Below are 25,789 nucleotides of genomic sequence, written 5' to 3'. Positions count from 1 at the left end.
TTTCGGTCCAATGAGGTAAGATGAGTGTACCGCACCATACGTGGGCTGTGCAGGAGGAATGTAGATGAAATATTTTTTATTGTTTATCATTGCGATGCCGGTCATTGAGATTATTGTCTTATTGTTGTCAGGTAATGTGATTGGTTTTTGGCCAACACTGTTCCTGATTGTAGTTACCGGTTTAATCGGTGCCTATTTGGCCAAGCGGCAAGGAATGGAAACATGGAAAAAGGCGCAGGAACAGATTCGATACGGAATGATGCCAGGAAATGAAATCATTGATGGAATCTGTATCTTTCTTGGGGCTGCATTGTTGCTATCACCGGGACTTATCTCGGATATCATAGGATTAATCCTAGTATTTCCGCCAACCCGGAATCTCCTCAAACCGATCGTTATCCGGTTTATTATGAACAGGATGAATAAAGGAAAAGTAACGATTATTCGCCATAAATAGTAAGAGGCTGTCTAAAAGCTAAGCTTTTTAGACAGCCTCTTTTGGTTAGAGAAATGAATTTATCATTAGCATCCCCGGTATTTCTAAGGATGCTTTTTTGCATTTTTACTGAAAAGGCTCTTGCATTGTTTACGTTTTTAATTATAGCGGCCAGTCATGAGAGAAATTTTTTGGGGTAAGATTTTGCCTGTTTCACTGATCAAGAATGGATTTTTGGAAGTAAAACTAGTATAAAATATCAGAATTTTTTAATTATTTTTTAAGAGAAATGTTGTTATACCAGGCTTTTCCAAGTTAAATATTCTCTTTTTTAATTTTTTTTAGAAAAAACTGGTGACAAATTTACGCAGCGTGTTATATAATACAATCAAGAAAAGAAACAACTGTATTATAACATAAAAGAGCTTGAAAGGATGTGGAAAGCAACATGATTACTGAAGCAAAAGGCTTACAAATTACAGGTACTATTAAGCCTGGATATGAACAAATACTTACAACGGAAGCTCTTCAATTTATCGAAAGAATTGAACGGCATTTCGGTGAAAGAAGAAAAGAACTTTTAGAACAACGTAAAATCGTTCAAGAGGACCTAAATCAAGGCAAGCTACCTAATTTTCTTGAAGAAACGAAGCATATTCGTGAAAGTGATTGGACAATTGCGCCCCTCCCGAATGACTTGCAAGACCGCAGGGTTGAAATCACTGGACCGGTTGACCGTAAGATGATCATTAATGCTATGAACTCAGGTGCCAATGTTTTCATGGCTGACTTTGAAGATGCCAATTCACCCACTTGGGAAAATTGTATAGATGGTCAATTGAATCTACGCGATGCAATTAGCGGTACCATTTCATTTGAAAATCCAAATGGAAAAGTATACGCATTAAATGAAAAAACAGCTGTTTTAAAAGTAAGGCCTCGCGGCTGGCACCTAGAAGAAAAGCATGTTCTTTTAAATGGACAGCCAATATCAGCTAGCTTTTTCGACTTTGGACTATACTTTTATCACAACGCAAAAGCATTAATCGAAAAAGAAAGCGGTCCATACTTCTACTTACCGAAGATGGAAAGCCATATCGAAGCAAGATTATGGAATGATGTCTTTGTTTATGCACAAAACGATTTAAGAGTCCCGCAAGGAACTATAAAAGCAACTGTCTTGATTGAAACGATTCTTGCAGCATTCGAAATGGACGAAATTCTGTACGAGTTGAAAGATCATTCCGCAGGCCTGAACTGTGGCCGCTGGGATTATATCTTCAGCTTCCTGAAAAAATTCCGTCACTCGGATGATGTTATCTTCCCTGATAGGTTACAGGTTACGATGACTGTCCCGAACATGAGAGCGTATTCCTTATTAGCAATCAAAACATGCCACACTCGTAATGCTCCGGCAATAGGCGGGATGGCAGCACAAATTCCAGTCAAAAATGACCCGGTCAAAAATAACGAGGCGTTTGCTAAGGTACGCGCTGATAAAGAACGCGAAGCGAGAGACGGTCATGATGGGACATGGGTCGCCCACCCAGGCATGGTAAGTACAGCAAAAGAGGTGTTTGACCTACTTGTTCCAAAACCGAATCAAATCTATCGGAAACGTGAAGATGTTCAAGTATCAGCAGAAGAATTGCTAGAAGTACCAGAAGGAACGATAACGGAAGCTGGATTACGGACGAACATTAACGTAGGCATCCAGTATATTGCATCTTGGCTAAGTGGAAGAGGCGCTGCTCCTATTCATAACCTAATGGAAGATGCAGCAACAGCTGAAATCTCACGTGCTCAAGTTTGGCAGTGGATTCGTCATCCAAAAGGTATTTTAGAAGATGGTAGAAAAATCACCGAAGAATTATTCCATCAGATTAAAGAAGAAGAATTAGCAGTCATTAAATCAGAGGTAGGAGAAGAAGCTTTCAAATCAGGGAAATTTGAAGAGTCTACTAAACTATTTGAAGAATTGATTGCAGCAGATGACTTTGCGGATTTCTTAACAAATCCGGCATATGAACAATTATCTTAATATTTAGTTAATTAATAGTTTAATATAAATTAGGAGGAAATTATAATGACTAATGAAAGAGCGCAACAACTACAACAAAGCTGGGAAAATGACGCACGCTGGACTGGAATTAAACGGCCTTATTCTGCTGAAGAAGTTATCAAATTAAGAGGTTCTATCGATATCGAGCAAACATTAGCTCGCCGTGGTTCTGAAAAACTATGGAACCTTTTAAATACAGAGGATTTCATTAACGCACTAGGAGCATTAACTGGTAACCAAGCAATGCAACAAGTAAAAGCTGGTTTAAAAGCAATCTACTTAAGTGGTTGGCAAGTAGCTGCTGATGCTAATATCGCTGGACAAATGTACCCTGACCAAAGCTTATACCCAGCTAACTCTGTACCACAGGTTGTTAAACGCATTAATCAAACACTGCAACGTGCTGACCAAATTAGCTTTGCTGAAGGAAAAGATGATATTGATTGGTTTGCTCCAATCGTAGCAGATGCTGAAGCAGGCTTCGGGGGTGCACTTAACGTATTCGAACTAATGAAAGGTATGATTGAAGCTGGAGCTGCTGGCGTTCACTTTGAAGACCAACTATCTTCCGAGAAAAAATGTGGTCATTTAGGCGGTAAAGTACTTCTCCCAACGCAAACTGCAGTACGTAACTTAGTATCAGCTCGTTTAGCAGCAGACGTAATGGGAACACCAACTATTTTAATTGCTCGTACTGATGCAGATGCTGCAGACTTGATCACTGATGATATCGATCCAGTTGATGCACCTTTCATCACAGGTGAACGAACTCCAGAAGGATTCTACCGTACAAACGCAGGTCTTGACCAAGCGATTGCACGTGGTCTAGCATATGCACCATATGCTGATCTTATCTGGTGCGAGACTTCTGAACCAAACCTAGCAGATGCTCGCCGATTTGCTGAAGCGATTCATGCAGAGTTCCCTGGTAAACTACTTGCTTACAACTGTTCACCATCATTTAACTGGAAAGCAAAATTAAGTGATGAAGAAATTGCTAGTTACCAGGTTGAATTGGGGAAATTGGGTTATAAATTCCAGTTCGTAACGCTTGCAGGTTTCCACTCATTGAATCACAGCATGTTCAACCTTGCTCTTGGTTATAAAGACCGTGGAATGGCTGCATACTCAGAACTTCAACAAGCAGAATTCGCTAGTGAAATTGACGGCTATACTGCAACTCGTCACCAACGTGAAGTTGGAACTGGTTACTTTGATGAAGTAGCACAAGTAGTTTCTGGTGGAACATCATCTACAACAGCACTTGCTGGCTCTACTGAAGCAGAACAATTTGAGACTTCAAAATAATAGATAGACTATAAAAAAATCCGCCTCAAACTCGAGGCGGACTTTTTTATAGGAACGAGAGTTTTCTTAATTAAAGTTAACTCTAAAGTTTTAGGTGGTTTTATTTGAATCCGCTCCGATAATAAATGACCAAATGGCCTTAAAGACATGGGCGCGCTGAAGTGTATTAAATATGACAAGGACCACAGGCCCTGCAATCAGTCCCAGAAAACCGATTAATTTGAAACCGATGAATAAAGCAACGAGAGTAGCAAGTGGATCTAATCCGATACTAGAAGAAAGAACTTTGGGCTCAATTAATTGACGCTGGACAACTACGATAATGTAAAGCACAGACAAACCAATTGCAAGGCTAGTATTCCCTGTAATGAATTCAAAAATAATCCATGGAATAAATATGGTCCCGGTACCCAAATAGGGAATGATATCAACCAATCCGCAAATTAATGCAATTGTAATTGAATAATTCACTCCTAAAATGAGTAAACCAATCAAGATCGTAACCGTTGTCAATGAAACAAGTGTGAATTGTGCCCGGATAAACCCGAATAAAGCTCGTTTTAAATCCCGGAATAAACGCTTGGCACCTGCAAAAATCTTATCAGGTAAAAACTTTCCCGTTATGCGGCCGAAGTGATCCCAATCTTTACTAATGAAGAAAGTGCCCAGTAGGGTAAAGAGGAGTGCTGTTGCAGTAGTTGGAAACCAGCCGATGATTGCGGGAATATTTTTTAAGAACGCTTGAATAAAACTACTAACACCAGTAGTGATGGATTCGCCAATATTTTGGATATTCTTGAGGACGGTGTCTTGCTGCTCGATATCTAAATTATTGAACATAGCGGTTGTTTGATTATATAAAGGGATGATAGTGGTCGCGATGTATGTTTCGATATAATCTACTATAGTTTCAATATGTTGAGGTATGACACCAGCAAGGTAATTGGTACCTGAAATAATTTCAGTAACCAGCAGGGTAATGAGTCCTGCAAATAAAAGAAAAATGAGTAAAAGGGAAACGAAAACAGCCAATCCTCTTGGTAACCGGCCTTTCTTTTCAAAAAAAGTAACCAGAGGGTTCATCAAGAAAGCAATAATCATGGCAATAATGAATGGATATGTATATTTAGATAAATAGAACAAGGCAATTCCACCTAAAATTATGCCTCCGATGACCAGTAAAGAACGAATGAAACGATAAATATAAACAGGATTCAAGACATCCCCTCCTTCTAACATAAACTTTGTATTATAATTGTAACGACGTTGGAAAAGAAAGGAAAGATTCTTTCGTCTTTCTGCTTAATTTTTTTCCGTTTTAGTATCGTTTTATAAATCAATCTCCTATTGAGAAAGAGTGGAGGTTGTTATGTTAAAATAACAAAAAGAAAGAAGGTGAAGGGAGAATGATAAACGGTCCTGTCGTATTTTTAATTTTACTTGCAGTTATCGGTTGGGTTGGAAAAAACACATCACTGATTGCGGCTGCGGGGTTTCTTTTACTCATGAAACTCATCGGCCTTGATACAAAAGTGTTTCCATATTTAGAAGCGAAAGGGATCAACTTAGGCGTCACCATCATTACGATTTCAGTGCTAATCCCCATTGCAAATGGAGCGATTGGTTTCAAGGAACTCGGTGACGCCATAAAGTCACCTTATGCCTGGATTGCACTCGCATCTGGAATAGCTGTCGCACTTATAGCGAAAAATGGAATTACCCTCCTTTCACATGATCCGCATATTACAACGGCTCTTGTTTTTGGGACGATTCTTGCGGTCGCATTATTCAAAGGTGTCGCTGTTGGACCGTTAATTGGGGCAGGAATTGCTTATCTATGCATGCAAATCTTTGATTTTTTCAAATGAGCAAAATGGTAAATGATAGAATGGATTGTAAGAGTGGAAATGAAAAAATTCTATTTAATGTTTCGATTATTCTGCTTTGTAACAAATTTTCAAAAAAACGTTTTGAATCCCATAAAAAAAAGCAAGAGAATATGTAGCTAATTTTTCTAATAAAATAATAATTTTTTCACATTTTAGGTGCTTTTGATTCCCAAAAAAGTGTTTATTGTTTATAATAATCATGTAACTGCTCTGATTTATTGAAAATGGGATTCAGAATATCATTGATATTTTTGAGGAATCTTAAAAAGAGATGTAGTTATTGAGCAAGCGCTCACTAGGAATAGCTACAAGCATTATTTTTAGAATTTCGTATAAAGGATTATCGTACATTTTACTATTGTTGGGGTCATATTCTGTGAACGCTTCCAATACAAGATGTATGTCTTCTGCTAAAAAATAGATGGTTGTATTCAATAGCTAATTTCTTGGAAGCGCTATATTTATACGCAATAAGCAAGGGCATAGGGGAATACTTAGGAAAAGGAGAGATTTAGTATGACAGCAACAAAAGGTCTTGAAGGTGTGGTAGCAACAACTTCATCAGTAAGCTCTATTATCGATGATACGTTAACGTATGTAGGTTATGATATCGATGATTTAGCTGTAAACGCAACATTCGAGGAAGTAATCTATCTTTTATGGCATGGAGCTCTTCCAAACAAAAGCCAATTAGAAGAATTAACTAAACAACTTGCTGAAAATGCTGCAATTCCAGCTGAAGTGGTTAATCATTTCAAAACATACCCAATTGATAAAGTACATCCAATGGGAGCTCTTCGTACAGCAGTATCTCTTCTTGGTCTTTATGATGAAGAAGCAGATGTAATGAGTGAAGACGCTAACTATCGTAAAGCAATCCGCATCCAAGCAAAAATCCCTACATTGGTAACAACTTTCGCTCGTATCCGTCAAGGAAAAGAAGCGGTTGCACCACGTACTGATCTAAGCTTTGCTGCTAACTTCTTATATATGTTAAGCGGTAATGAACCAACAGCAATCGAAGAAGAAGCATTCAACAAAGCATTAGTTCTACATGCTGACCATGAATTAAACGCTTCTACATTCACTGCACGTGTTTGTGTGGCTACATTATCTGATATCTATTCTGGCGTGACTTCTGCTATCGGCGCATTAAAAGGCCCTCTTCACGGCGGAGCTAACGAACAAGTTATGAAAATGCTTACAGAAATTGGTTCTGTAGAAAACGTTGAGCCTTATATCAACGAAAAATTAGCTAATAAAGAAAAAATCATGGGCTTTGGCCACCGTGTATACCGTAAAGGTGATCCACGTGCTAAACACCTTAAAGAAATGTCTCAAAAATTGACTGAACTTACTGGTCAACCACAATACTACGATATGTCTATCAAAATTCATGAAATTGTAACTGGTCAAAAAAATCTTCCACCAAACGTTGATTTCTACTCTGCTTCTGTATACCACAGTTTAGGTATCGAGCATGACCTATTTACACCAATCTTTGCTGTAAGCCGTGCTTCAGGATGGATTGCTCATATCCTAGAGCAATATTCAAACAACCGTCTGATCCGTCCACGTGCAGAGTATGTTGGACCAGGTATGCAAAAATACGTACCGATTGAAAACCGATAATTTTTGAATAGATAAAAGTTTTTTCGAAATTTTATTTTTTATTTCATCGATTTTGTAGTAAATTAATAGATGTGAGTAAAAAAGGTTAGTGGTTCTGCTTAAATTTAAGCGGCCAGCTAACCTTTGAATTTGAATCGGAGGTAAAGAGACATGACACAAAGCCAAAAAATCACAGTTACTAACGGTGCTCTTAACGTACCAAACAACCCAATCGTTCCTTACATTGAGGGAGACGGAATCGGTCCTGATATCTGGGCAGCAGCTTCACGCGTTTTAGACGCAGCTGTTGAAAAAGCATACAATGGCGAAAAGAAAATCGAATGGAAAGAAGTTTTAGCTGGACAAAAAGCATTTGACCAAACAGGCGAATGGCTTCCACAAGAAACTCTTGATGTCATTAATGAATATCTAATCGCTATTAAAGGACCTCTTACAACACCAATCGGTGGCGGAATCCGCTCATTGAACGTTGCATTGCGTCAAGTATTAGACTTATTCGTATGTCTACGTCCAGTACGTTACTTTGACGGTGTACCTTCACCAGTTAAACGTCCTGAAGACACTGACATGGTTATCTTCCGTGAAAACACTGAAGACATCTATGCTGGTATCGAATATGCAAAAGGTTCTGACGAAGCGAAAAAATTAATCGATTTCCTACAAAATGAATTCGGTGTTAAAAATATTCGTTTCCCTGAAACTTCTGGTATTGGTATTAAACCAATTTCTGAAGAAGGAACAAAACGTCTTGTTCGTTCTGCACTTAACTATGCGATCAAAGAAGGCCGTAAATCATTAACTCTTGTTCATAAAGGTAACATCATGAAATTTACAGAAGGCGCATTCAAAACTTGGGGTTATGAAGTTGCAGAACAAGAATTCGCTGAGAAAGTGTTCACTTGGAACCAATATGATCAAATTAAAGAAGCTGAAGGCACTGAAGCTGCTAACAAAGCACAATCTGCTGCTGAAGCTGAAGGCAAAATCATCGTTAAAGATTCTATTGCTGATATCTTCTTACAACAAATCCTAACTCGTCCTAAAGAGTTTGATGTTGTTGCAACAATGAACTTAAACGGAGATTACATTTCTGATGCACTTGCTGCACAAGTTGGCGGAATTGGTATTGCTCCAGGAGCAAACATCAACTACGAAACTGGACATGCTATCTTCGAAGCAACTCATGGAACAGCTCCTAAATACGCTGGTCTTGATAAAGTTAACCCATCTTCAGTTCTTCTTTCAGGCGTTCTTTTACTTGAACACCTTGGTTGGAACGAAGCTGCAGACAGCATCACAAAATCAGTAGAACAAACAATTGCTTCTAAAGTTGTAACATATGACTTTGCCCGCCTAATGGAAGGTGCAACAGAAGTTAAATGTTCTGAGTTCGCTGACGAACTTATCAAAAACCTTAAATAATTAATTACTTATGATGCTTTCTGGAAAAGAGCCGATATGGTCTTCTTTTTCAGGGAGCTTTATGTGCATAAAGACGTTAAAAGTATTCCGAAAGTATTTATATATTTTAAGGAGGAAATAACATGTCTAAACGTAAAAAAATCACAGTAGTTGGTGCTGGTTTCACTGGAGCAACAGCAGCATTCCTAGCAGCTCAAAAAGAACTTGGTGATATCGTTTTAGTTGATATTCCACAAGCTGAAAACCCAACAAAAGGTAAAGCACTTGATATGGCCGAGGCAGCTCCAGTTCAAGGTTTTGACGCTAACATCATCGGTACTTCTAACTATGAAGATACAGCTGATTCTGACGTAGTCATCATCACTGCTGGTATCGCTCGTAAACCTGGTATGAGCCGTGACGATTTAGTTCAAACTAACCAAAAGGTTATGAAATCTGTAACTAAAGAAGTAGTCAAATATTCTCCAAATACAACCATCATCGTTTTAACAAACCCAGTAGACGCAATGACATACACTGTTTATAAAGAATCAGGTTTCCCTAAAGAACGCGTAATTGGACAATCTGGTGTACTTGATACAGCTCGTTTCCGTACTTTCGTAGCTCAAGAATTAAACCTGTCTGTTAAAGATGTAACTGGTTTCGTTCTTGGTGGACACGGTGACGATATGGTTCCTCTAGTGCGTTACTCTTACGCTGGCGGAATTCCTTTGGAAACATTGATTCCTCAAGATCGTTTAGAAGCAATCGTTGCTCGTACACGTACTGGTGGCGGAGAAATCGTTAACCTTCTTGGAAACGGAAGTGCATATTATGCACCGGCTGCAGCTCTAGTAGAAATGGCTGAAGCTATCCTTAAAGACCAACGTCGCGTTCTACCTTCTATCGCTTACCTTGAAGGCGAATACGGATTCAAAGGAATCTACCTTGGCGTGCCAACTGTACTAGGTGCAAATGGTATCGAACAAATTATCGAACTTGAATTAACTGAAGACGAAAAAGCATCACTTTCTAAATCAGTTGAATCAGTTAAAGCAGTAATGCAAGTTTTACAATAAGAGACATTGAAAGCATCTTAATATGACTGCCCGGAAGAATGGAAGGGAAGGCTAAGCTAAGGCCTTATCCTCCCATCCAACCGGGTAGTTTTTTTCTGGCCGTTTCTAACCGGGACTTAATTAATCCATGTTTAATAACCATAAAGAAGACGATGATCCCTGCTGATGGTAGGATTACTTTTCAATGATGTTTTTTTTATGTGTAAATTTCATATAATATTCTTTATAATAGAGTTGGATGAGTAGACTGAAAAAAGTCTCAGGGGTAATACATAATTCAGGAGGATCTAATGTCAAAGAAAATTCTCGTAGTGGATGATGAACAATCAATAGTTACCTTACTTCAGTATAATTTAGAACAGGCAGGCTATTCAGTAGTTACAGCTTTAGATGGGGAAGAAGGTCTGCAGGCTGCTGTGGATATACGACCGGATTTAGTCGTATTGGATCTGATGTTGCCTAAAATGGATGGGCTTGAAGTGTGTAAACAGCTTCGTCAGCAAAAAATCAATATACCCATTTTGATGTTGACAGCTAAGGACGATGAATTTGACAAAGTGCTTGGTCTTGAACTAGGGGCGGATGATTACTTAACCAAACCTTTTAGTCCTCGTGAGGTGGTTGCCCGAATTAAGGCAATACTAAGAAGATCCCAGCTTCAATCGACTGGCAATGAAACAAATCTTGATCAGGAAGATGGATTCCTAAAATTAGGCGGCTTAAAAGTCTATCCTGAACGTTACGAAGCATTCTTTGATGAACAACAATTAGAATTAACTCCAAAGGAATTTGAATTACTTTTATACCTTGCAAAGAATAAAGGAAGAGTTTTAACGAGAGATCAGCTCTTAAGTGCGGTTTGGAATTATGATTTTGCGGGAGATTCGCGAATCGTTGATGTCCATATTAGCCACCTTCGTGAAAAAATAGAGCAAGATACAAGAAAACCTCTTTATATCAAAACGATCAGGGGCTTGGGTTATAAGCTTGAGGAGCCAAAAAAGAATGACCACCTATCGTAAAAAGCTTCTTTATACTCTCATCATGTTGGTGATGGTCGTCATGATGGCCGTGGGCTTTTTATTGGGACATTTGTTCAAAAGTTATTATATTAAAACATTTAATGAGCGTATACAGAACGAAACATTTTTCATTTCTACATATATTCAGGAGCATGGGGGGATTACATCCTTTTTGGAAGAAGGGAAAACGGCAAAATTAACACCCTTGTTAGATTCCAACTTAACCATCCTCTCAGCGAGTGGAGAGATTTTATACGATTCAACATCGTCAAATGAGCTACATAAAAACCATGCCAATATCCTTCGAAAGATCATCTTGGAAAAAGGTCTTAAGCAAGAAGAAGGATATGAAGTTATCGAGGGAGAATCGGATCTCCATTATTATTGGAAAACGATTGAAAAGGATGGAGAAATTGAAGGATTTGTCGTTCATAGCAACGAAATAGAGGCCATCCACCAAGTTAATAAGCAAATGTGGCAAATATTGATCATTTGTTTAGGGGTAGCCTTGATCATTATCCTCATGCTTGCGAGTAAAATCACTTCTTATTATACCCGGCCGATTGAGGAAGCAACGATGGCAGCCATTGAATTGGCAAAGGGGAACTATAGAACTCGGACATTCGAGCAGCATTCTGATGAAACAGGGATGCTCACGACTTCGCTAAACATATTAGCGAGGAATTTACAGGAAACAGAAACGGCTAGGGAAATGAATCAGGATCGTTTGGAAACACTGGTTGAAAATATCGGTAGCGGTGTCCTATTAATCGACAGTAAGGGCTATACGACCTTAATTAACCGGGAATTCAAAAAAAGCTTCGGAGTAAACTCGGCTACGTTTTTGTTTCAAGTATTTTACTCGGTCATTAAAGATAAAGAAGTCATTTCTATAATAGAGGAAATTTTCCGGACGGAAAAGACAATAAAACGCCAAGTGAAAATACCACTTGCCATTGAACGTAAGCATTTTGAGATATACGGGGCTCCGATTATCGGTACTCATGACGAATGGAAGGGGATTCTCCTCATTTTCCATGATATTACCGAATTGAAAAGGCTCGAGCAAATGCGGAAGGATTTTGTGGCCAATGTATCCCATGAACTAAGAACACCGATTACTTCTATCAAAGGCTTTTCAGAAACGTTGCTCGATGGGGCTTTAAAAGACGAAAAAACATTGAAGCACTTTTTATCCATTATCTTGAAAGAAAGTGATCGGCTGCAAGAACTCATTCAGGAACTTCTTAATTTATCAAAAATGGAGCAACAGGAATTTGTTTTAAAAACAGGCGACGTGGATATTACAAATGTCCTTGGTGATATACAAGAGATGCTTATTGGTAAATTGAAGGAAAAAGAAGTTTCTCTTGAGATAAAATCTTCTTCGAAACCTGTTTTTATTGAAGGGGAATCAGACAGGATCAAACAGGTTTTCATTAATTTGATTACTAACGCGTTGACATATACACCAAATGGAGGGTGGGTCACCGTGAACGTCACTGAAAATGAACAAACGGTGGATATTGTAGTCCAAGATAGCGGTATCGGTATTGAAGAAAAAGAACTTCCAAGAATCTTTGAACGGTTTTATCGCATTGATAAGGCAAGGAGTCGTGATTCAGGAGGAACAGGCATCGGACTCGCTATCGTCAAGCATATTATAGAAGTCCATAAAGGTAAAATCAAAGTAGAAAGTACGCCGGGATCGGGTACGACTTTTACGGTAACGTTAAATAAAAGCTTAAAAGGAAAAGTGTAGGAAGTGTGTGAATTTACATGTCCTTTACAATTTCTTTAAACTGACTTCATAATGGGGGGTTAAAATGGTTGTACAACCCCTCATCCAAGGAGTTAGGCGAAGACAGAGACACTAAGTCTCTGTCTTTTCTTTTGTCTATTTTCCTCTTTACCTACCTTCTATACTATTTTCATTAGGAAAATATTTGATTTTTATGAAACTTTAGACCCTTCCTTGCGTAAATAAGATATAACGGCAAATAAGGGGTGATACATATCGTCAGTTTAAAAAGGATATATACAATCACAGGACTAGTATTTCTTATTTTAATTTTTGGTGTAGTTGCGATATCGACCTGGTACACGGTAGATGAATCCGATCAGGCTGTTATTATGACGTTTGGTAAGGTAGAGCAGACGATTACAGAACCAGGCCTTCACTTTAAGCTGCCTTGGCCGATTCAGTCGGTTGAAAAACTATCGAAAGAAACATTCAGTCTTAAATTTGGATACAAGGAGGAGAATGGAGAGGTAACAGATTATCCGAGAGAGACCAAGATGATTACGGGGGATGAAAATATTGTTCTTGCTGACCTAGTGGTTCAATGGAAAATCACAGACCCTCCAAAATACCTGTACAATGCAGATGATCCAGAGAAAATTTTATATGACACGACTTCCGCTGCTTTAAGAAGTATTATCGGAAGCACGAAAATTGATGATGCACTTACTTCCGGTAAAGCACAAATTGAAGCAGATGTCCGGGAACTGCTATCACAGTTAATGGAGAAATATGATGTAGGCATATCAATATCTGCGGTTAAGCTCCAGGATGTGGAGTTACCGAATGAAGAAGTGCGGAAAGCCTTTACGAATGTCACAGATGCTAGAGAAACGGCGAATACGAAAATCAATGAAGCGGATAAATATGAAAACAAACGTATTAATGAAGCTGAAGGGGAAAAAGACGCCATTATCTCACAAGCAAATGGTGATAAAGCCGCTCGTACGGAGGCTGCTCGTGGGGATGTAGCGGTCTTTGAAAAATTATATAGTGAATATAAAGGCAATAAGGGTATTACAAAAGACCGTCTTATTATTGAAACGCTTGAGGAAGTATTGCCGAATGCAGAGATTTATATCATGAATGATGATGGAAATACAATGAAGTACTTACCACTTCGCTCACTAGAAAAAGAGGAAACGAAAAAAACGCCTATTCCTGAAGAAGAAACGAAGAAGGAGTCTGTACCTGAAGAAAAAGCGACAGGGGAAGGAGGCACCAAACAATGAGCGGAAAAGTAATTGATTTTAATGAAATGAGGAAAGGTAATTTTCACTGGGGAGGCTATGTTAAAATAGGGATTTTCTTCATTATATTTATCGTGTTGCTGCTGATTATCTTCACCAATGTGTATATCGTCAAGGAGGGTGAATATAAAGTCGTCCGCCAATTCGGTGAGGTGGTTAGAATCGATAAAACCCCAGGATTAAAGGCGAAGGTACCATTCATTCAAAGTGTGGTTACCCTGCCAAAATATCAAATGAGTTCTGATGTGTCAGAGGCGGAAATCAATACAAAAGATAAAAAGCGGATGCTCATCGATAACTATGCGGTCTGGAGGATAGAGGACCCAAAAAAATTGATCACCAATGCAAGGACACTTGAGAATGCGGAAACGAGAATGGAAGAGTTCATCTATTCGGCAGTACGTTCAGAGTTGGGTCAGTTGAATTATGATGAAATTATTAATGATGAGAAGTCATCGAGGGGAAGCTTGAACGACCGTATTACGGAGAAAGTTAACGAACTGCTACAAAAGGACAGTTACGGGATCAGTCTAACTGATGTCCGGATAAAACGGACGGATCTGCCTGCGGAAAATGAAGAATCCGTCTTTAAAAGGATGATTTCCGAGCGCGAATCGAAAGCGCAAGAGTACCTATCCAAAGGAGATGCGAAGAAAAACCGAATTATTGCGGATACTGATCGAAAGGTAAAAGAATTGCTTTCGACTGCAGAGGCAGATGCAGAAGTAATTCGGGCTGAGGGAGAAGGGGAAGCAGCGAAAATTTATAATAAGTCGTTTTCCAAAGATCCTGATTTCTATAAACTATACCGGACGCTTGAATCTTATAAAAAAACGATTGGTGATCAAACGGTCATCGTTCTGCCATCAGATTCACCGTACGCTAGCTTGTTAATGGGAAATACAAAATAGCATAGTCGCCGTCATTTTTCTTTCCACTTCTACTCATGGTAGAATAGAGAAAGAAAATGAACGGCTTTTTGCGTTTATAAATAGAAGCTGAACTACATAACCCTGTGTGACTGGAGGAAGACGAATTTGGATAAAAAGTTAGTACTCATAGATGGAAATAGTATTGCTTACCGCGCATTTTTTGCGCTTCCGCTCTTGAATAATGATAAGGGTGTACATACGAATTCGGTGTACGGATTTACCATGATGCTTAACCGCATTCTTGAAGAAGAAAAGCCAACGCATATTCTTGTGGCCTTTGATGCCGGTAAAACGACATTCAGACATGAGACATTTAAAGAATACAAGGGTGGACGCCAGAAAACGCCGCCTGAATTATCCGAGCAATTCCCCTTTATCCGCGAGTTGCTCGACTGTTTCCAAATAAAAAGGTATGAATTGGAAAATTACGAAGCCGATGATATTATCGGTACGCTGTCTCTACAGGCGGAAAGAGATGGTTTTGAGGTAAAAGTCATTTCCGGTGATAAAGATTTAACCCAATTGTCTTCCCCGAGTACGACGGTTTCAATCACGAAAAAGGGAATCACTGAAATTGAGGAATATACACCAAAGCATATACATGAAAAATACGGCCTTTCACCCCTGCAAATCATTGATTTAAAAGGGTTGATGGGTGATGCTTCCGATAATATTCCTGGCATACCGGGAGTTGGTGAAAAAACGGCACTTAAATTATTACACCAGTTTGAAACGGTTGAGAACCTGCTGCGTTCGATTGATGAGGTAAGCGGTCAAAAATTGAAGGAAAAAATTGAAGAACATAAAGACCTTGCTTTGTTAAGCAAAGAGCTTGCGACAATTACAAGGGAAGCGCCAATTCAAGTTATGGTCAATGAGACCGAGTACAACGGAATGGACCAGGAAAGGGTTATTTCATTTTATAAAGAGCTTGGTTTTTCCACGCTGCTCGATAAATTGGATGTTTCAGAAAGTGTACCGATTGAACAAGAAAAAATTGAGGTTCACACTTCGGAAATGACTGCAGAGTTGTTTGTTGATGGAAGTGCTTTATATGTTGAAATCTTAGAAGATAATTATCATCATGCAGACATTCTTGGAATAGCCGTCAGCAATGAAAATGGCCATTTTTACTTCCATGGTGAGACGGCACTGACTTCAGATATATTTAAATCTTGGGCAGAAGATGAAACAAAAAAGAAAACGGTTTTTGACGCAAAGCGCACGGTTGTAGCACTGCGCCATCGAGGAGTCGAAATAAAAGGCATTGATTTTGATGTGTTTTTAGCATCATATATCCTAGATCCTGCAGAGTCAGTGGATGAAGTGGCCGAAATCACAAAAACTCAAGGAACCATACGTCTTGAAACCGATGATATTTTTTATGGAAAAGGTGCAAAACGCAAGGTACCCGAAGAATCTGAATTGAGAGATCATATCGCCAGAAAAGCGAAGGCTATCTTTTCTTTAAAAGAACCTATGGTTGAAAAGCTGCAGGAGTTTGAGCAATACCATCTGTTAACGGAACTTGAGCTGCCTTTGTCCATTATCTTGGCTAATATGGAGTGGCAGGGTGTTAAGGTAGATATTGGACGACTAAAAAACATGGGGCAGGAATTAGCCGTTCGATTAAAAACCATCGAAGGGCGAGTTTTTGATCTGGCTGGAGAGGCTTTCAATATCAATTCACCGAAACAACTTGGTGTAATTCTTTTTGAAAAGTTAGAGCTTCCAGTATTGAAGAAAACTAAAACAGGCTATTCTACGTCAGCTGATGTGCTGGAAAAATTGGAGAGCCAGCATAATATTGTGAAACAAATTTTACTTTACCGTCAGCTTGGTAAGTTGCAATCCACCTATATTGAAGGCTTGCTCAAAGTAGTCAATCGGAAAACAGATAAGGTACACACTCGTTTCAACCAAGCATTGACTCAGACCGGCCGATTAAGCTCGACAGATCCTAACCTTCAAAACATCCCAATCAGGCTAGAGGAAGGCCGGAAAATCAGGCAGGCGTTTATCCCTTCTGAAAAGGATTGGATTATTTTTGCTGCTGACTATTCTCAGATTGAGTTACGAGTACTTGCGCATATCGCCAATGATAGCGGCCTAGTTGAAGCGTTTCAGGCAGGGATGGATATCCATACAAAAACAGCGATGGATGTTTTCCATGTATCAGCAGAGGAAGTCACTTCGAACATGAGACGCCAAGCGAAAGCGGTTAACTTTGGGATTGTCTATGGTATAAGTGACTACGGACTTTCACAAAGCCTTGGCATTACTAGAAAAGAAGCGGGAGAGTTCATTGAGAAGTATTTAAGAAGCTTTCCTGGTGTACAGGAATATATGGAAGAAAGCATACATGAAGCTCGTCAAAAAGGATATAGTACGACTTTGCTGCAAAGAAGGCGTTATATTCCTGAGATTACAAGCCGTAATTTCAACATTAGAAGTTTTGCCGAACGGACAGCCATGAACACGCCAATTCAAGGCAGTGCAGCAGATATCATCAAGCTTGCCATGATTAATATGAATAAGCGTCTGAAAAAAGAGGGGCTAAAAACGAGAATGCTTCTACAGGTGCATGATGAATTAATTTTTGAAACACCTCCGGAAGAACTCGAAATCCTTAAGAAAATCGTGCCAGAGGAAATGGAGAATGCTATTGAATTAAATGTGCCTCTCAAAGTGGATTATGCTTACGGGCCAACATGGTTTGATGCCAAATAATAAAAGATAGGTGATTAGTTATGCCAGAACTTCCTGAAGTAGAAACAGTTAGAAGAACGTTAGAGCAGCTCGTACTTGGAAAAGAAATCAAGGAAGTGTCCGTCTTCTGGCCTAAGATTATTAAAGCACCTGAACCTGTCGAACAGTTTCAGGATGCTTTAAGAGGGCAGACAATTCAGCGAATAGGCCGTCGAGGCAAGTTCCTCATTTTCACACTGGATGATTATGCATTGGTTTCGCATTTAAGGATGGAAGGGAAATACGGAGTGCATCCAAAAGAAGAGCCGTATGATAAGCACACTCATGTTATTTTTACTTTTACGGATGACAGTGAACTTCGGTACCGGGATGTCCGGAAATTCGGGACGATGCATTTATTTACAAAAGGGGAAGAACTTGAGCAGATGCCACTATTGCATTTAGGTCCTGAACCGCTATCAGAAGAGTTTACAGTCGAGGGGCTTCGTGCGAAGCTGGCAAGAACCAGTAGGAAGATTAAGCCAGTTCTTCTAGATCAAACTGTTGTCGTTGGAATTGGAAATATATATGTGGACGAGTCTTTATTCCGTTCCGGGATTCATCCAGAGAGAATAGCTTCTTCACTTACGTTAGAGGAAATTAAAAAGCTGCATTCCGAAATCATAGCAACGTTAGGTGAAGCGGTGGAAAAAGGGGGAAGTACGATTCGTTCGTACATTAACTCTCAAGGGCAAATCGGCATGTTTCAGTTAGAACTTAATGTTTACGGACGTAAAGGAGAGAACTGCAAAACGTGCGGTACACCACTTGAAAAGCTGGTTGTAGCCGGACGCGGCACACATATATGCCCGTTGTGTCAGCGACTTAAGTAGTCAATGTTTTTTCAAACACATCGGATGGGCTCCTTCCATATACTAGGGTAGCAACGAGAAGGGAAGGAGTAATAATTCCGATGTGGCTACAAATTATTTTTCTTGCTTTTGCAGTAAGTATTGACGGTTTTGGCGTAGGTTTGACATTTGGTATGCGAAAGATGAAAATCCCCTTAAAGTCAATAGCGGTCATCTCATTTTGTTCGGCACTGAGTTTAGGCATTGCGATGGTCATCGGGCAGTTCATCAGTCAGCTTATTTCTGTCGGAGCGGCTGAAAAAACTGGGGGCATCATTCTCATTTTTCTTGGTGCCTGGATGGTATACCAGTATTTTAAGCCTGAGAAGGAATTGAACGACGAGAGATATCATGAAAAAATCATCTTTAACTTTGAAATTAAATCACTTGGAGTAGTCATAAATATTTTACAAAAACCATTGAATGCCGATTTTGACAAATCAGGAACAATTACTGGTATTGAAGCACTTGTTCTCGGGTTTGCACTTTCGCTTGATGCGTTCGGAGCTGGAGTTGGAGCAGCTATGATCGGGATTTCTCCGATTATTCTCGCAATATGCATCGCTGTAATGAGTTCAATCTTCATTTGGAGCGGACTTCAAAGCGGGAAATTGCTTTCAAATAATAAAATTGTGCAGCAGTTAACCTTTCTTCCGGGCGTGCTATTGATTTTAATTGGTGTATTCAAGTTATAATAATTGATTTAAAAGGGGGAGCTTATGGGACAAATCATTGGAATCACCGGGGGGATTGCAAGCGGGAAAAGCAGCGTCAGCCTCTATATACAGGAACTCGGTTTCACGATTGTAGATGCAGATGTGGCTTCCCGCGCAGTCGTAGAGCCAGGTGAAGAAGCCTACCATCAAGTAGTAAAAGCTTTTGGTGAAGATATTTTATTGGTGGATGGCAATATTGATCGGGTGAAATTAGGGTCTATTATATTCCATGATCAAGAAAAGAGATTGCTTTTAAATAGTATCGTGCACCCTGCTGTTAGGAATTGGATGCGTCTAAAAACGGAAAAGGCACTCGCTGCAGGGGAAGAAACGGTATTTATGGATATTCCGCTCCTATTCGAAAGTAAGTTAACATTCATGGTTGAAAAGACTCTATTGGTATATGTAGATGAGCGCGTTCAATTGGAACGCTTAATGAACCGGAATGGATTATCAGAGACAGATGCACTTGCAAGAATTCATTCACAGATGCCGTTAGCTGATAAAAAAGTTTTAGCGGATGCGGTCATTGATAATAATGGGAATCTTGAGGAAACAAAGAAGCAGGTTAAAACCGTACTTTGCAATTGGAATGTCTTATAAATGAGAAAAAAGGGAGAAGCCTTATGGTTTCTTCCTTTTATTTTGAAAAAATAACAACAATCCGCATTTTTATTAGCACAATTGCACTTAATTATGTTATACTAATTACATATGAGAGGTAATAAGTATAACATTAATATTTTCAGGAGGGTCCGAACAATGAATTCAAGAATAGCGATTAACGGATTTGGGAGAATTGGAAGAATGGTTTTCCGAAAGGCCATATTAGATGAGAGTTTGGACATTGTTGCCATTAATGCAAGCTATCCTGCTGAAACTTTAGCCCACTTACTAAAATATGATACGATCCATGGTAAATTCGACGGTATAATTGTAGCGGAAGATGATTCACTTGTAGTGAATGGCCGCCGTGTACAACTAATAAATAACCGCGATCCAAAGCAATTGCCTTGGAAAGAGATGAACATAGATATTGTAATCGAAGCTACGGGCAAATTCAATGATCGTTCTAAAGCGGCTCTTCATTTAGATGCAGGGGCAAAAAGAGTTATTTTATCCGCTCCGGGTAAAAATGAAGACGTTACCATTGTAATGGGCGTCAATCAGGAAGCGCTAGAAATTGACAAGCATTTTGTTATATCCAATGCATCTTGTACAACTAACTGCCTTGGACCAGTTGCGAAAGTGCTCGATGAAAAATTCGGCATTGACAACGGTTTAATGACAACGATTCATTCTTATACAAATGACCAAAATAATATCGATAACCCGCACAAAGACTTAAGACGTGCTCGTGCAGCTGCAGAAAGTATCATTCCTACTACAACAGGAGCGGCTAAAGCCATTTCTCTTGTTTTGCCTCAATTAAAAGGCAAACTTCACGGTATGGCAATACGTGTACCAACACCTAACGTTTCTTTAGTCGATCTTGTTGTGGACTTAAATCATGATGTAACGATTGATGAAGTGAACCAAGCATTCATTGACGCATCAGAAAATGAACTTAAAGGCATTATGGAATTCACGACAGAACCTCTTGTTTCGAGTGACTTCAAAACTAATCCGCACTCTGCAATCATCGATGGTCTATCAACGATGATGATTGGGAATAGAAAAGTGAAAGTTCTTGCTTGGTATGATAACGAGTGGGGTTACTCAAACCGTGTAGTGGATCTTGTGAATTTAGTAGCTTCCGAGTTGAAAAAAACAGAAGTTCAATTATCTGCTAATTAGTTGAATAAACCCGAGTCTGCTGAGTCTTTTAGCGGGCTCGGGTTTATTTTTAGCGAATTTTTAATTCTATTTTTAGCGGTTAATGTGAATTTTTTTTTGCGAAGTGATAAACTGCTATGAAATGATTCAAAGGGCAAGGACTCCATTAAGAAAGCCCTTACATTTTTTTCGTATAAACATTATCTTGCCGAAAATTCAAAATGGCAGTTGCAAAAAAAATTCAAACAATATATACTATGAATCGTGAACTTCTTCAAAAGAGAGTTTGCATGATGGCTACTTAAAGGGTTAGGACCTCTTTGGACTAACTTTCCCCCGTGGTAGTTGTTAGAAGTTATGTAATTTTTAATCATGGTAAGGGGGAAGCTTAAAATGGAAACAGCTTACACTATGGAAACAATGGGTAGACATGTCATTTCTGAACTTTGGGGTTGTGACTTTGAAAAACTGAACAATATTGATTTGATTGAAAAGATTTTTGTTGATGCTGCCTTGAAGTCAGGTGCAGAGGTTCGCGAAGTAGCATTCCACAAGTTTGCTCCACAAGGAGTAAGTGGGGTTGTCATCATTTCTGAATCACATTTAACGATTCACAGTTTTCCAGAACACGGCTATGCAAGCATTGATGTCTATACATGTGGTAATTTGGATCCGAATATTGCGGCAAACTATATTGCTGAAGCTTTGAATGCGCAAACACGTGAAAACATTGAACTTCCACGTGGATTAGGTCCGGTACAAATGAAAAAAGCCAATATAAGTGCCCTATAAAAAACGTATACACAGAGATGCCATGGGTGCATCTCTTTTTTAATGCAATAAATTAGCAAGCCCGCTTTAAACTTAAGATTGTGACTAGTAAAAAGCATAACGACTCTTGATAACGCTCCTTAAAAAAAGTGCCTACTGTTGGAAGTTACACTTTTTACTTGTACTGGCTGTTCCTTTTAATATAAGATTGAGATAGAAGAGTAAATCCTTGGGGAACATTTAGATAGGGGAGTCCTACATAAAATACGGAGCTGATAATGATGAAATGCCCATCATGTCAATATAATGGAACAAGAGTGCTCGATTCCAGGCCAGTCGATGAAAGTAAATCGATTCGACGACGCCGTGAATGTGAGGCATGTGGTTTTCGATTCACGACATTTGAAAAGGTAGAGGAAACGCCGCTGATTGTAGTGAAAAAAGGCGGGACACGGGAAGAGTTCAGTCGTGATAAAATCCTACGTGGCTTAATCAGGGCCTGCGAAAAACGTCCAGTTCCACTAAAGGAATTGGAACAAATTACCAGTTATGTAGAAAAGGAATTGCGCAACCAGGGCATCGCAGAAGTGAAAAGTGACAATGTCGGCGAAATGGTGATGGACAAACTGGCAGAAGTCGATGAGGTTGCCTATGTTAGATTCGCTTCCGTATATCGACAATTTAAAGATATTAATGTCTTTATTGATGAATTGAAAGATTTAATAAATAAAGAAAGAAAGTAGAGCTGAAGATTTACTTTGGCTCTTTTTTCACTACATCTTTTGAAAGGTTTGAATGGAGATGTCAATGCATTGGCAAGAATTGCTCCCAGCGGATTCATACTTGGTTTCATCTGCGGGGCTGCTTCATGATTATGATCGGAAAATACTAACCCGACTATATCAACCTCTTATTGGACCGATCTGTATTAGCCTATACATGACCTTATGGAGTGAGTTAGAGGAAAATCGGCTCTGGTCGGAAGCTTCCTCACATTATCAATTAATGAATACAATTGGTCTTAAATTAGGCGATATCTACGAAGCACGCCTTTTGCTTGAGGGAATCGGACTGCTGAATGTGTATAAGAAATCGAAAGAAGATACGAAGGAATTTATTTACGAATTAAATTCGCCGCTGTCCCCTCAACAGTTTTTCACTGATGGTATGCTGAATATATACTTATACAAAAAAATTGGCAAAGTACAATTTAACCGGTTAAAGAGATTCTTTTGCGATGATCACATTTTAACGGATCAGTATGAAAGTGTGACAAAATCTTTTGCAGAGGTGTTTTCATCAGATCATTTGGACTCCTTATATGTAACAGATGAAGCGAAAAACGAATGGAAACCTTTGCCCGAACAGCAATATATCAATCGAGCGGATGGAGTCGAGCCATCGGGATTTGACGGCTTATTTGATTTTGACCTTTTGTTAGCCGGAATAAAATCATCAATCGTGCCGAAAAAGGCCTTTACTCCGAAAATAAAAAGTACGATTGCCAAACTTGCCTTTTTATATGGCATTGATCCGCTTGAAATGCAAAAACTAGTTATGGATGCCGTTTCATTGGATGATGAGATCGATGAGGAAATATTAAGAAAGGCGGCAAGGGACTGGTACCAAATCGAGCGACAGGCCGATATGCCTTCCCTTGTCAATCGCGTGCAGCCGATACGTGAACGAACACAAAAAGAAGAACCGAAAACGCAGGAACAAGAGCTAATCCGTCATTTGGAGACGATTTCCCCGCGCGACCGGCTAATGCAGTTGTCAGGCGGTGCAGAGCCATCCAGCGGTGATTTGAAAGTGGTAGAAGGTGTGATGATCAACCAAAAGCTAAATCCGGGGGTCGTCAATGTCTTAATTGAATATGTTATGCTTAAAACAGATATGAAATTCACAAAGGGCTATGTGGAAAAACTGGCGGGCCATTGGGCACGTCTGAAGGTGTCTACTGTCATCGAAGCGATGGAACTAGCTAAAAATGAGCACCGGAAATATCAGGATTGGGCTCAGGGAAGCAGAAACGTTGCAAAAGGCGGCCGGAAAAAGACGATTCGGGAAGAAGTGGTTCCCGAATGGCTTGAGAAAAAAGAAGAAACACAGCAGGAGCAGAAAGTGGATCAGCCTGAATTGGATGAACAGAAACGCGAGCTTCAGGAGAAATGGAAGCAGTGGAAAGCTGGAGGTGAAATGAACGATGGAAAAGATTAATAGTTCCCTTAATAAATTGGCTAATACAAACCAATTTCAGGAGCGTTATGAAAAGTTAAAACAGGAAATTTTTGAAGACGAACAGGTGCGGCTATTTTTGAATGCCAATAGTTCGACTGTTACGAAGGAAATGATTGATAAAAACTTAGGGAAGCTTTATGAATTTACTTCGCAAAGTAATAAGTGTGATAAATGTCCAAGTTTGGATGGCTGTATCAATATGATGCATGGCTATTATCCCAAACTGGTTGTTCAAGGGAAGGCCCTTAATTTGAATTATGAAATCTGTCCGCGGAAATTGGCAGAGGATGAAAAGCGAAAACGCGAAAAATTGATTCGCAGTCTTTATGTGCCAAAGGATATTTTAAAGGCAACAATTGAAGACTTTTCACAAACGGATGATGAAAACAAACGTTTAGGCGTTTTAGGTAAAGCGATGTCATTCATTATGGAGTATGAGCCGGGTAAAAGACAAAAAGGATTATATATTTATGGGAAGTTCGGCGTTGGCAAGACTTATCTATTGGGGGCAATTGCCAATGAACTCGCTGAAAGGCAAATATCCTCACTAATCGTCTATGTACCGGACTACTTAAGAGAACTAAAGGGCTCGATTGGCGATAATACCGTCAATGAGAAAATTGAAATGGTCAAAACAGCACCTGTTCTTATGCTGGATGATATCGGAGCCGAGTCTATGACAAGCTGGGGACGCGATGAAGTCTTTGGGCCAATTTTGCAATTTAGGATGCTGGAAAACCTGCCTACGTTTTTCACTTCGAATTTTGACATGAATGGCCTTGAAAATCACTTAACCTTTTCACAGCGCGGTGAGAAGGAAGAAGTGAAAGCGGCCAGAGTATTGGAAAGAATTCAATATTTAGCAGAACCGGTCAAGCTTGATGGAATAAACCGGAGAAGATAGTGGAAAGTGGTCTCTTATTAGAGGTCACTTTTTTCTATTACAAGCCTTATCCTACTTCTAAACAAGTCCCTATCCCCATATACATGAAAAAAGAAGCAAGGGGGAAGGGGGGATGTCGTAGTGCAAATTTCGTTTCAAAATGATTCAGAGGCATTAAAATTACTGAATTTAGTTTCTGTCCATCCGTTAGGGGCAGAATTTCAACCATACATTCGATTTCTTCCACAACAAGGTATGTATGTGGATATGACAGAGTCAGTAGGTGATAAATGGCTAATCCTGCTCAGTGAAGTATTTCATTCTTTTTTGTTGGAAGAAAAGATGCTTCCTGTGATTGAACAAATCATAATTAGTAAATTTTTCTATAGAGAACGAGAAGAAATTGAAGCGATTACCGAAATTGCATCATCGATTATTGAAGGAGAAAGAGCTAGGTGTCAAGGGATGTTATTCAGTACGGAAAAAAAATTGATTGAGGAAGGGCTTCAAAGCATTTTGGCGGGGAAGGTGTCTTTTTCATTCGATTCTTTTACGACTTTCCGTTTAAAATCATTTCAGCATACGTTGGAAAAGTATGTGGTCAAGGCGATTGATGAATATAAGTTGGAACAGGACTATCAAAATTTTATTGCTACGCTCCGTGATTGCCTGCATGGGCAGGAGTCGAAATTACCAAAGCTTCATCTTGTCAATCGAGACGGTTTTCAATTCTATGATCAGGAATTCAGCAAGCTTGACCGTCCAAAAATCAATAGTATGATTGACAGGCGGCTCCTTGCCAAAAGTTCACTTTTTCTCGATACGGTGATACTTGCCCCGCTGTTATCGATTGCTCCGGAAAACTTGTACATCTATACCGATGACAAGGAAGAAGGCCTGATTCAAACAATGGCGCGGATTTTCGAGGAGCGGGCGACAGTCCTGCCGCTTTCAGCATTTTCGAAGGCGTTTGAATAATCTTTTTTGAGTA

General features: G+C 39.4%; 22 protein-coding genes. 21 read left to right on the top strand and 1 reads right to left on the bottom strand.

Annotated features, from left to right (window positions below; all coding sequences use genetic code 11):
• The first annotated feature begins 64 nt into the window (after positions 1 to 64).
• The 3 genes from AKG34_RS17545 to aceA all read left to right on the top strand — a co-directional run bounded on the left by AKG34_RS17545 (position 65) and on the right by aceA (position 3,806).
• Positions 65 to 457, top strand: a complete 393-nt coding sequence (locus tag AKG34_RS17545; RefSeq protein WP_053347274.1) for an FxsA family protein — start codon at positions 65 to 67, stop codon at positions 455 to 457.
• A gap of 427 nt (positions 458 to 884) precedes the next feature.
• On the top strand, positions 885 to 2,477 hold the full coding sequence (aceB, locus tag AKG34_RS17540) for a malate synthase A (protein ID WP_053347273.1): 1,593 nt from the start codon (positions 885 to 887) through the stop codon (positions 2,475 to 2,477).
• A gap of 45 nt (positions 2,478 to 2,522) precedes the next feature.
• A complete protein-coding gene (aceA, locus tag AKG34_RS17535; protein ID WP_053347272.1) occupies positions 2,523 to 3,806 on the top strand; it encodes an isocitrate lyase in 1,284 nt (427 codons plus the stop codon).
• Positions 3,807 to 3,896: 90 nt separating this feature from the next.
• Here aceA and ytvI read toward each other — a convergent pair whose 3' ends face one another.
• The gene (gene ytvI / locus AKG34_RS17530) at positions 3,897 to 5,024 is read right to left on the bottom strand and encodes a sporulation integral membrane protein YtvI (protein ID WP_053347271.1); all 1,128 of its coding nucleotides are present in this window, start codon (positions 5,022 to 5,024) and stop codon (positions 3,897 to 3,899) included.
• A 188-nt stretch (positions 5,025 to 5,212) separates the two neighbouring features.
• Here ytvI and AKG34_RS17525 point away from each other — a divergent pair, with 188 nt between their 5' ends.
• From AKG34_RS17525 to ytxC, 18 genes are all read left to right on the top strand, one after another.
• On the top strand, positions 5,213 to 5,674 hold the full coding sequence (locus AKG34_RS17525; protein ID WP_053347270.1) for a DUF441 domain-containing protein: 462 nt from the start codon (positions 5,213 to 5,215) through the stop codon (positions 5,672 to 5,674).
• A 537-nt stretch (positions 5,675 to 6,211) separates the two neighbouring features.
• On the top strand, positions 6,212 to 7,327 hold the full coding sequence (citZ, locus tag AKG34_RS17520) for a citrate synthase (RefSeq protein ID WP_053347269.1): 1,116 nt from the start codon (positions 6,212 to 6,214) through the stop codon (positions 7,325 to 7,327).
• A 150-nt stretch (positions 7,328 to 7,477) separates the two neighbouring features.
• A complete protein-coding gene (icd, locus tag AKG34_RS17515) occupies positions 7,478 to 8,749 on the top strand; it encodes an NADP-dependent isocitrate dehydrogenase (protein ID WP_053347268.1) in 1,272 nt (423 codons plus the stop codon).
• Between the two features lie 122 nt (positions 8,750 to 8,871).
• Positions 8,872 to 9,807 carry a malate dehydrogenase gene (mdh, locus tag AKG34_RS17510; RefSeq protein ID WP_053347267.1) on the top strand — a complete coding sequence of 312 codons (936 nt, stop codon included), beginning with the start codon at positions 8,872 to 8,874 and terminating at the stop codon, positions 9,805 to 9,807.
• A gap of 290 nt (positions 9,808 to 10,097) precedes the next feature.
• A complete protein-coding gene (locus AKG34_RS17505; protein WP_053347266.1) occupies positions 10,098 to 10,829 on the top strand; it encodes a response regulator transcription factor in 732 nt (243 codons plus the stop codon).
• Positions 10,813 to 12,591 (top strand): two-component system histidine kinase PnpS, encoded by a 1,779-nt coding sequence (gene pnpS, locus AKG34_RS17500; protein ID WP_053347265.1) that lies wholly within the window; start codon positions 10,813 to 10,815, stop codon positions 12,589 to 12,591. The genes AKG34_RS17505 and pnpS overlap by 17 nt, the downstream gene beginning before the upstream one ends.
• Before the next feature lie 254 nt (positions 12,592 to 12,845).
• Positions 12,846 to 13,862, top strand: coding sequence for an FtsH protease activity modulator HflK (hflK, locus tag AKG34_RS17495; RefSeq protein ID WP_053348148.1), 1,017 nt, complete (start codon positions 12,846 to 12,848; stop codon positions 13,860 to 13,862).
• Positions 13,859 to 14,791 (top strand): protease modulator HflC, encoded by a 933-nt coding sequence (gene hflC, locus AKG34_RS17490; protein WP_053347264.1) that lies wholly within the window; start codon positions 13,859 to 13,861, stop codon positions 14,789 to 14,791. The genes hflK and hflC overlap by 4 nt, the downstream gene beginning before the upstream one ends.
• 126 nt (positions 14,792 to 14,917) lie before the next feature.
• On the top strand, positions 14,918 to 17,542 hold the full coding sequence (polA, locus tag AKG34_RS17485; RefSeq protein WP_053347263.1) for a DNA polymerase I: 2,625 nt from the start codon (positions 14,918 to 14,920) through the stop codon (positions 17,540 to 17,542).
• Between the two features lie 20 nt (positions 17,543 to 17,562).
• The gene (mutM, locus tag AKG34_RS17480) at positions 17,563 to 18,393 is read left to right on the top strand and encodes a DNA-formamidopyrimidine glycosylase (RefSeq protein WP_053347262.1); all 831 of its coding nucleotides are present in this window, start codon (positions 17,563 to 17,565) and stop codon (positions 18,391 to 18,393) included.
• 80 nt (positions 18,394 to 18,473) lie between these two features.
• Complete coding sequence (gene ytaF / locus AKG34_RS17475) at positions 18,474 to 19,106, top strand: sporulation membrane protein YtaF (protein WP_053347261.1); 633 nt, start codon at positions 18,474 to 18,476, stop codon at positions 19,104 to 19,106.
• A 24-nt stretch (positions 19,107 to 19,130) separates the two neighbouring features.
• On the top strand, positions 19,131 to 19,730 hold the full coding sequence (coaE, locus tag AKG34_RS17470) for a dephospho-CoA kinase (protein WP_053347260.1): 600 nt from the start codon (positions 19,131 to 19,133) through the stop codon (positions 19,728 to 19,730).
• 159 nt (positions 19,731 to 19,889) lie between these two features.
• Positions 19,890 to 20,924: a glyceraldehyde-3-phosphate dehydrogenase gene (locus tag AKG34_RS17465; protein WP_053347259.1), complete on the top strand. Its 1,035-nt coding sequence runs from the start codon at positions 19,890 to 19,892 to the stop codon at positions 20,922 to 20,924.
• 390 nt (positions 20,925 to 21,314) lie between these two features.
• A complete protein-coding gene (gene speD, locus AKG34_RS17460) occupies positions 21,315 to 21,695 on the top strand; it encodes an adenosylmethionine decarboxylase (RefSeq protein ID WP_053348147.1) in 381 nt (126 codons plus the stop codon).
• Positions 21,696 to 21,955: 260 nt separating this feature from the next.
• On the top strand, positions 21,956 to 22,417 hold the full coding sequence (nrdR, locus tag AKG34_RS17455) for a transcriptional regulator NrdR (protein ID WP_053347258.1): 462 nt from the start codon (positions 21,956 to 21,958) through the stop codon (positions 22,415 to 22,417).
• Between the two features lie 64 nt (positions 22,418 to 22,481).
• On the top strand, positions 22,482 to 23,894 hold the full coding sequence (locus AKG34_RS17450; protein ID WP_309446296.1) for a replication initiation and membrane attachment family protein: 1,413 nt from the start codon (positions 22,482 to 22,484) through the stop codon (positions 23,892 to 23,894).
• On the top strand, positions 23,881 to 24,819 hold the full coding sequence (dnaI, locus tag AKG34_RS17445) for a primosomal protein DnaI (protein WP_053347256.1): 939 nt from the start codon (positions 23,881 to 23,883) through the stop codon (positions 24,817 to 24,819). Before AKG34_RS17450 ends, dnaI begins: the two co-directional genes overlap by 14 nt.
• A gap of 120 nt (positions 24,820 to 24,939) precedes the next feature.
• A complete protein-coding gene (gene ytxC, locus AKG34_RS17440) occupies positions 24,940 to 25,776 on the top strand; it encodes a sporulation protein YtxC (protein ID WP_053347255.1) in 837 nt (278 codons plus the stop codon).
• Positions 25,777 to 25,789 lie beyond the last annotated feature (13 nt).

Source organism: Peribacillus butanolivorans, from assembly GCF_001273755.1.
Classification (GTDB): domain Bacteria; phylum Bacillota; class Bacilli; order Bacillales; family DSM-1321; genus Peribacillus; species Peribacillus butanolivorans.
Note: the sequence above shows the minus strand (reverse complement) of the source record. Positions and strands in the feature narration are given on the sequence as shown.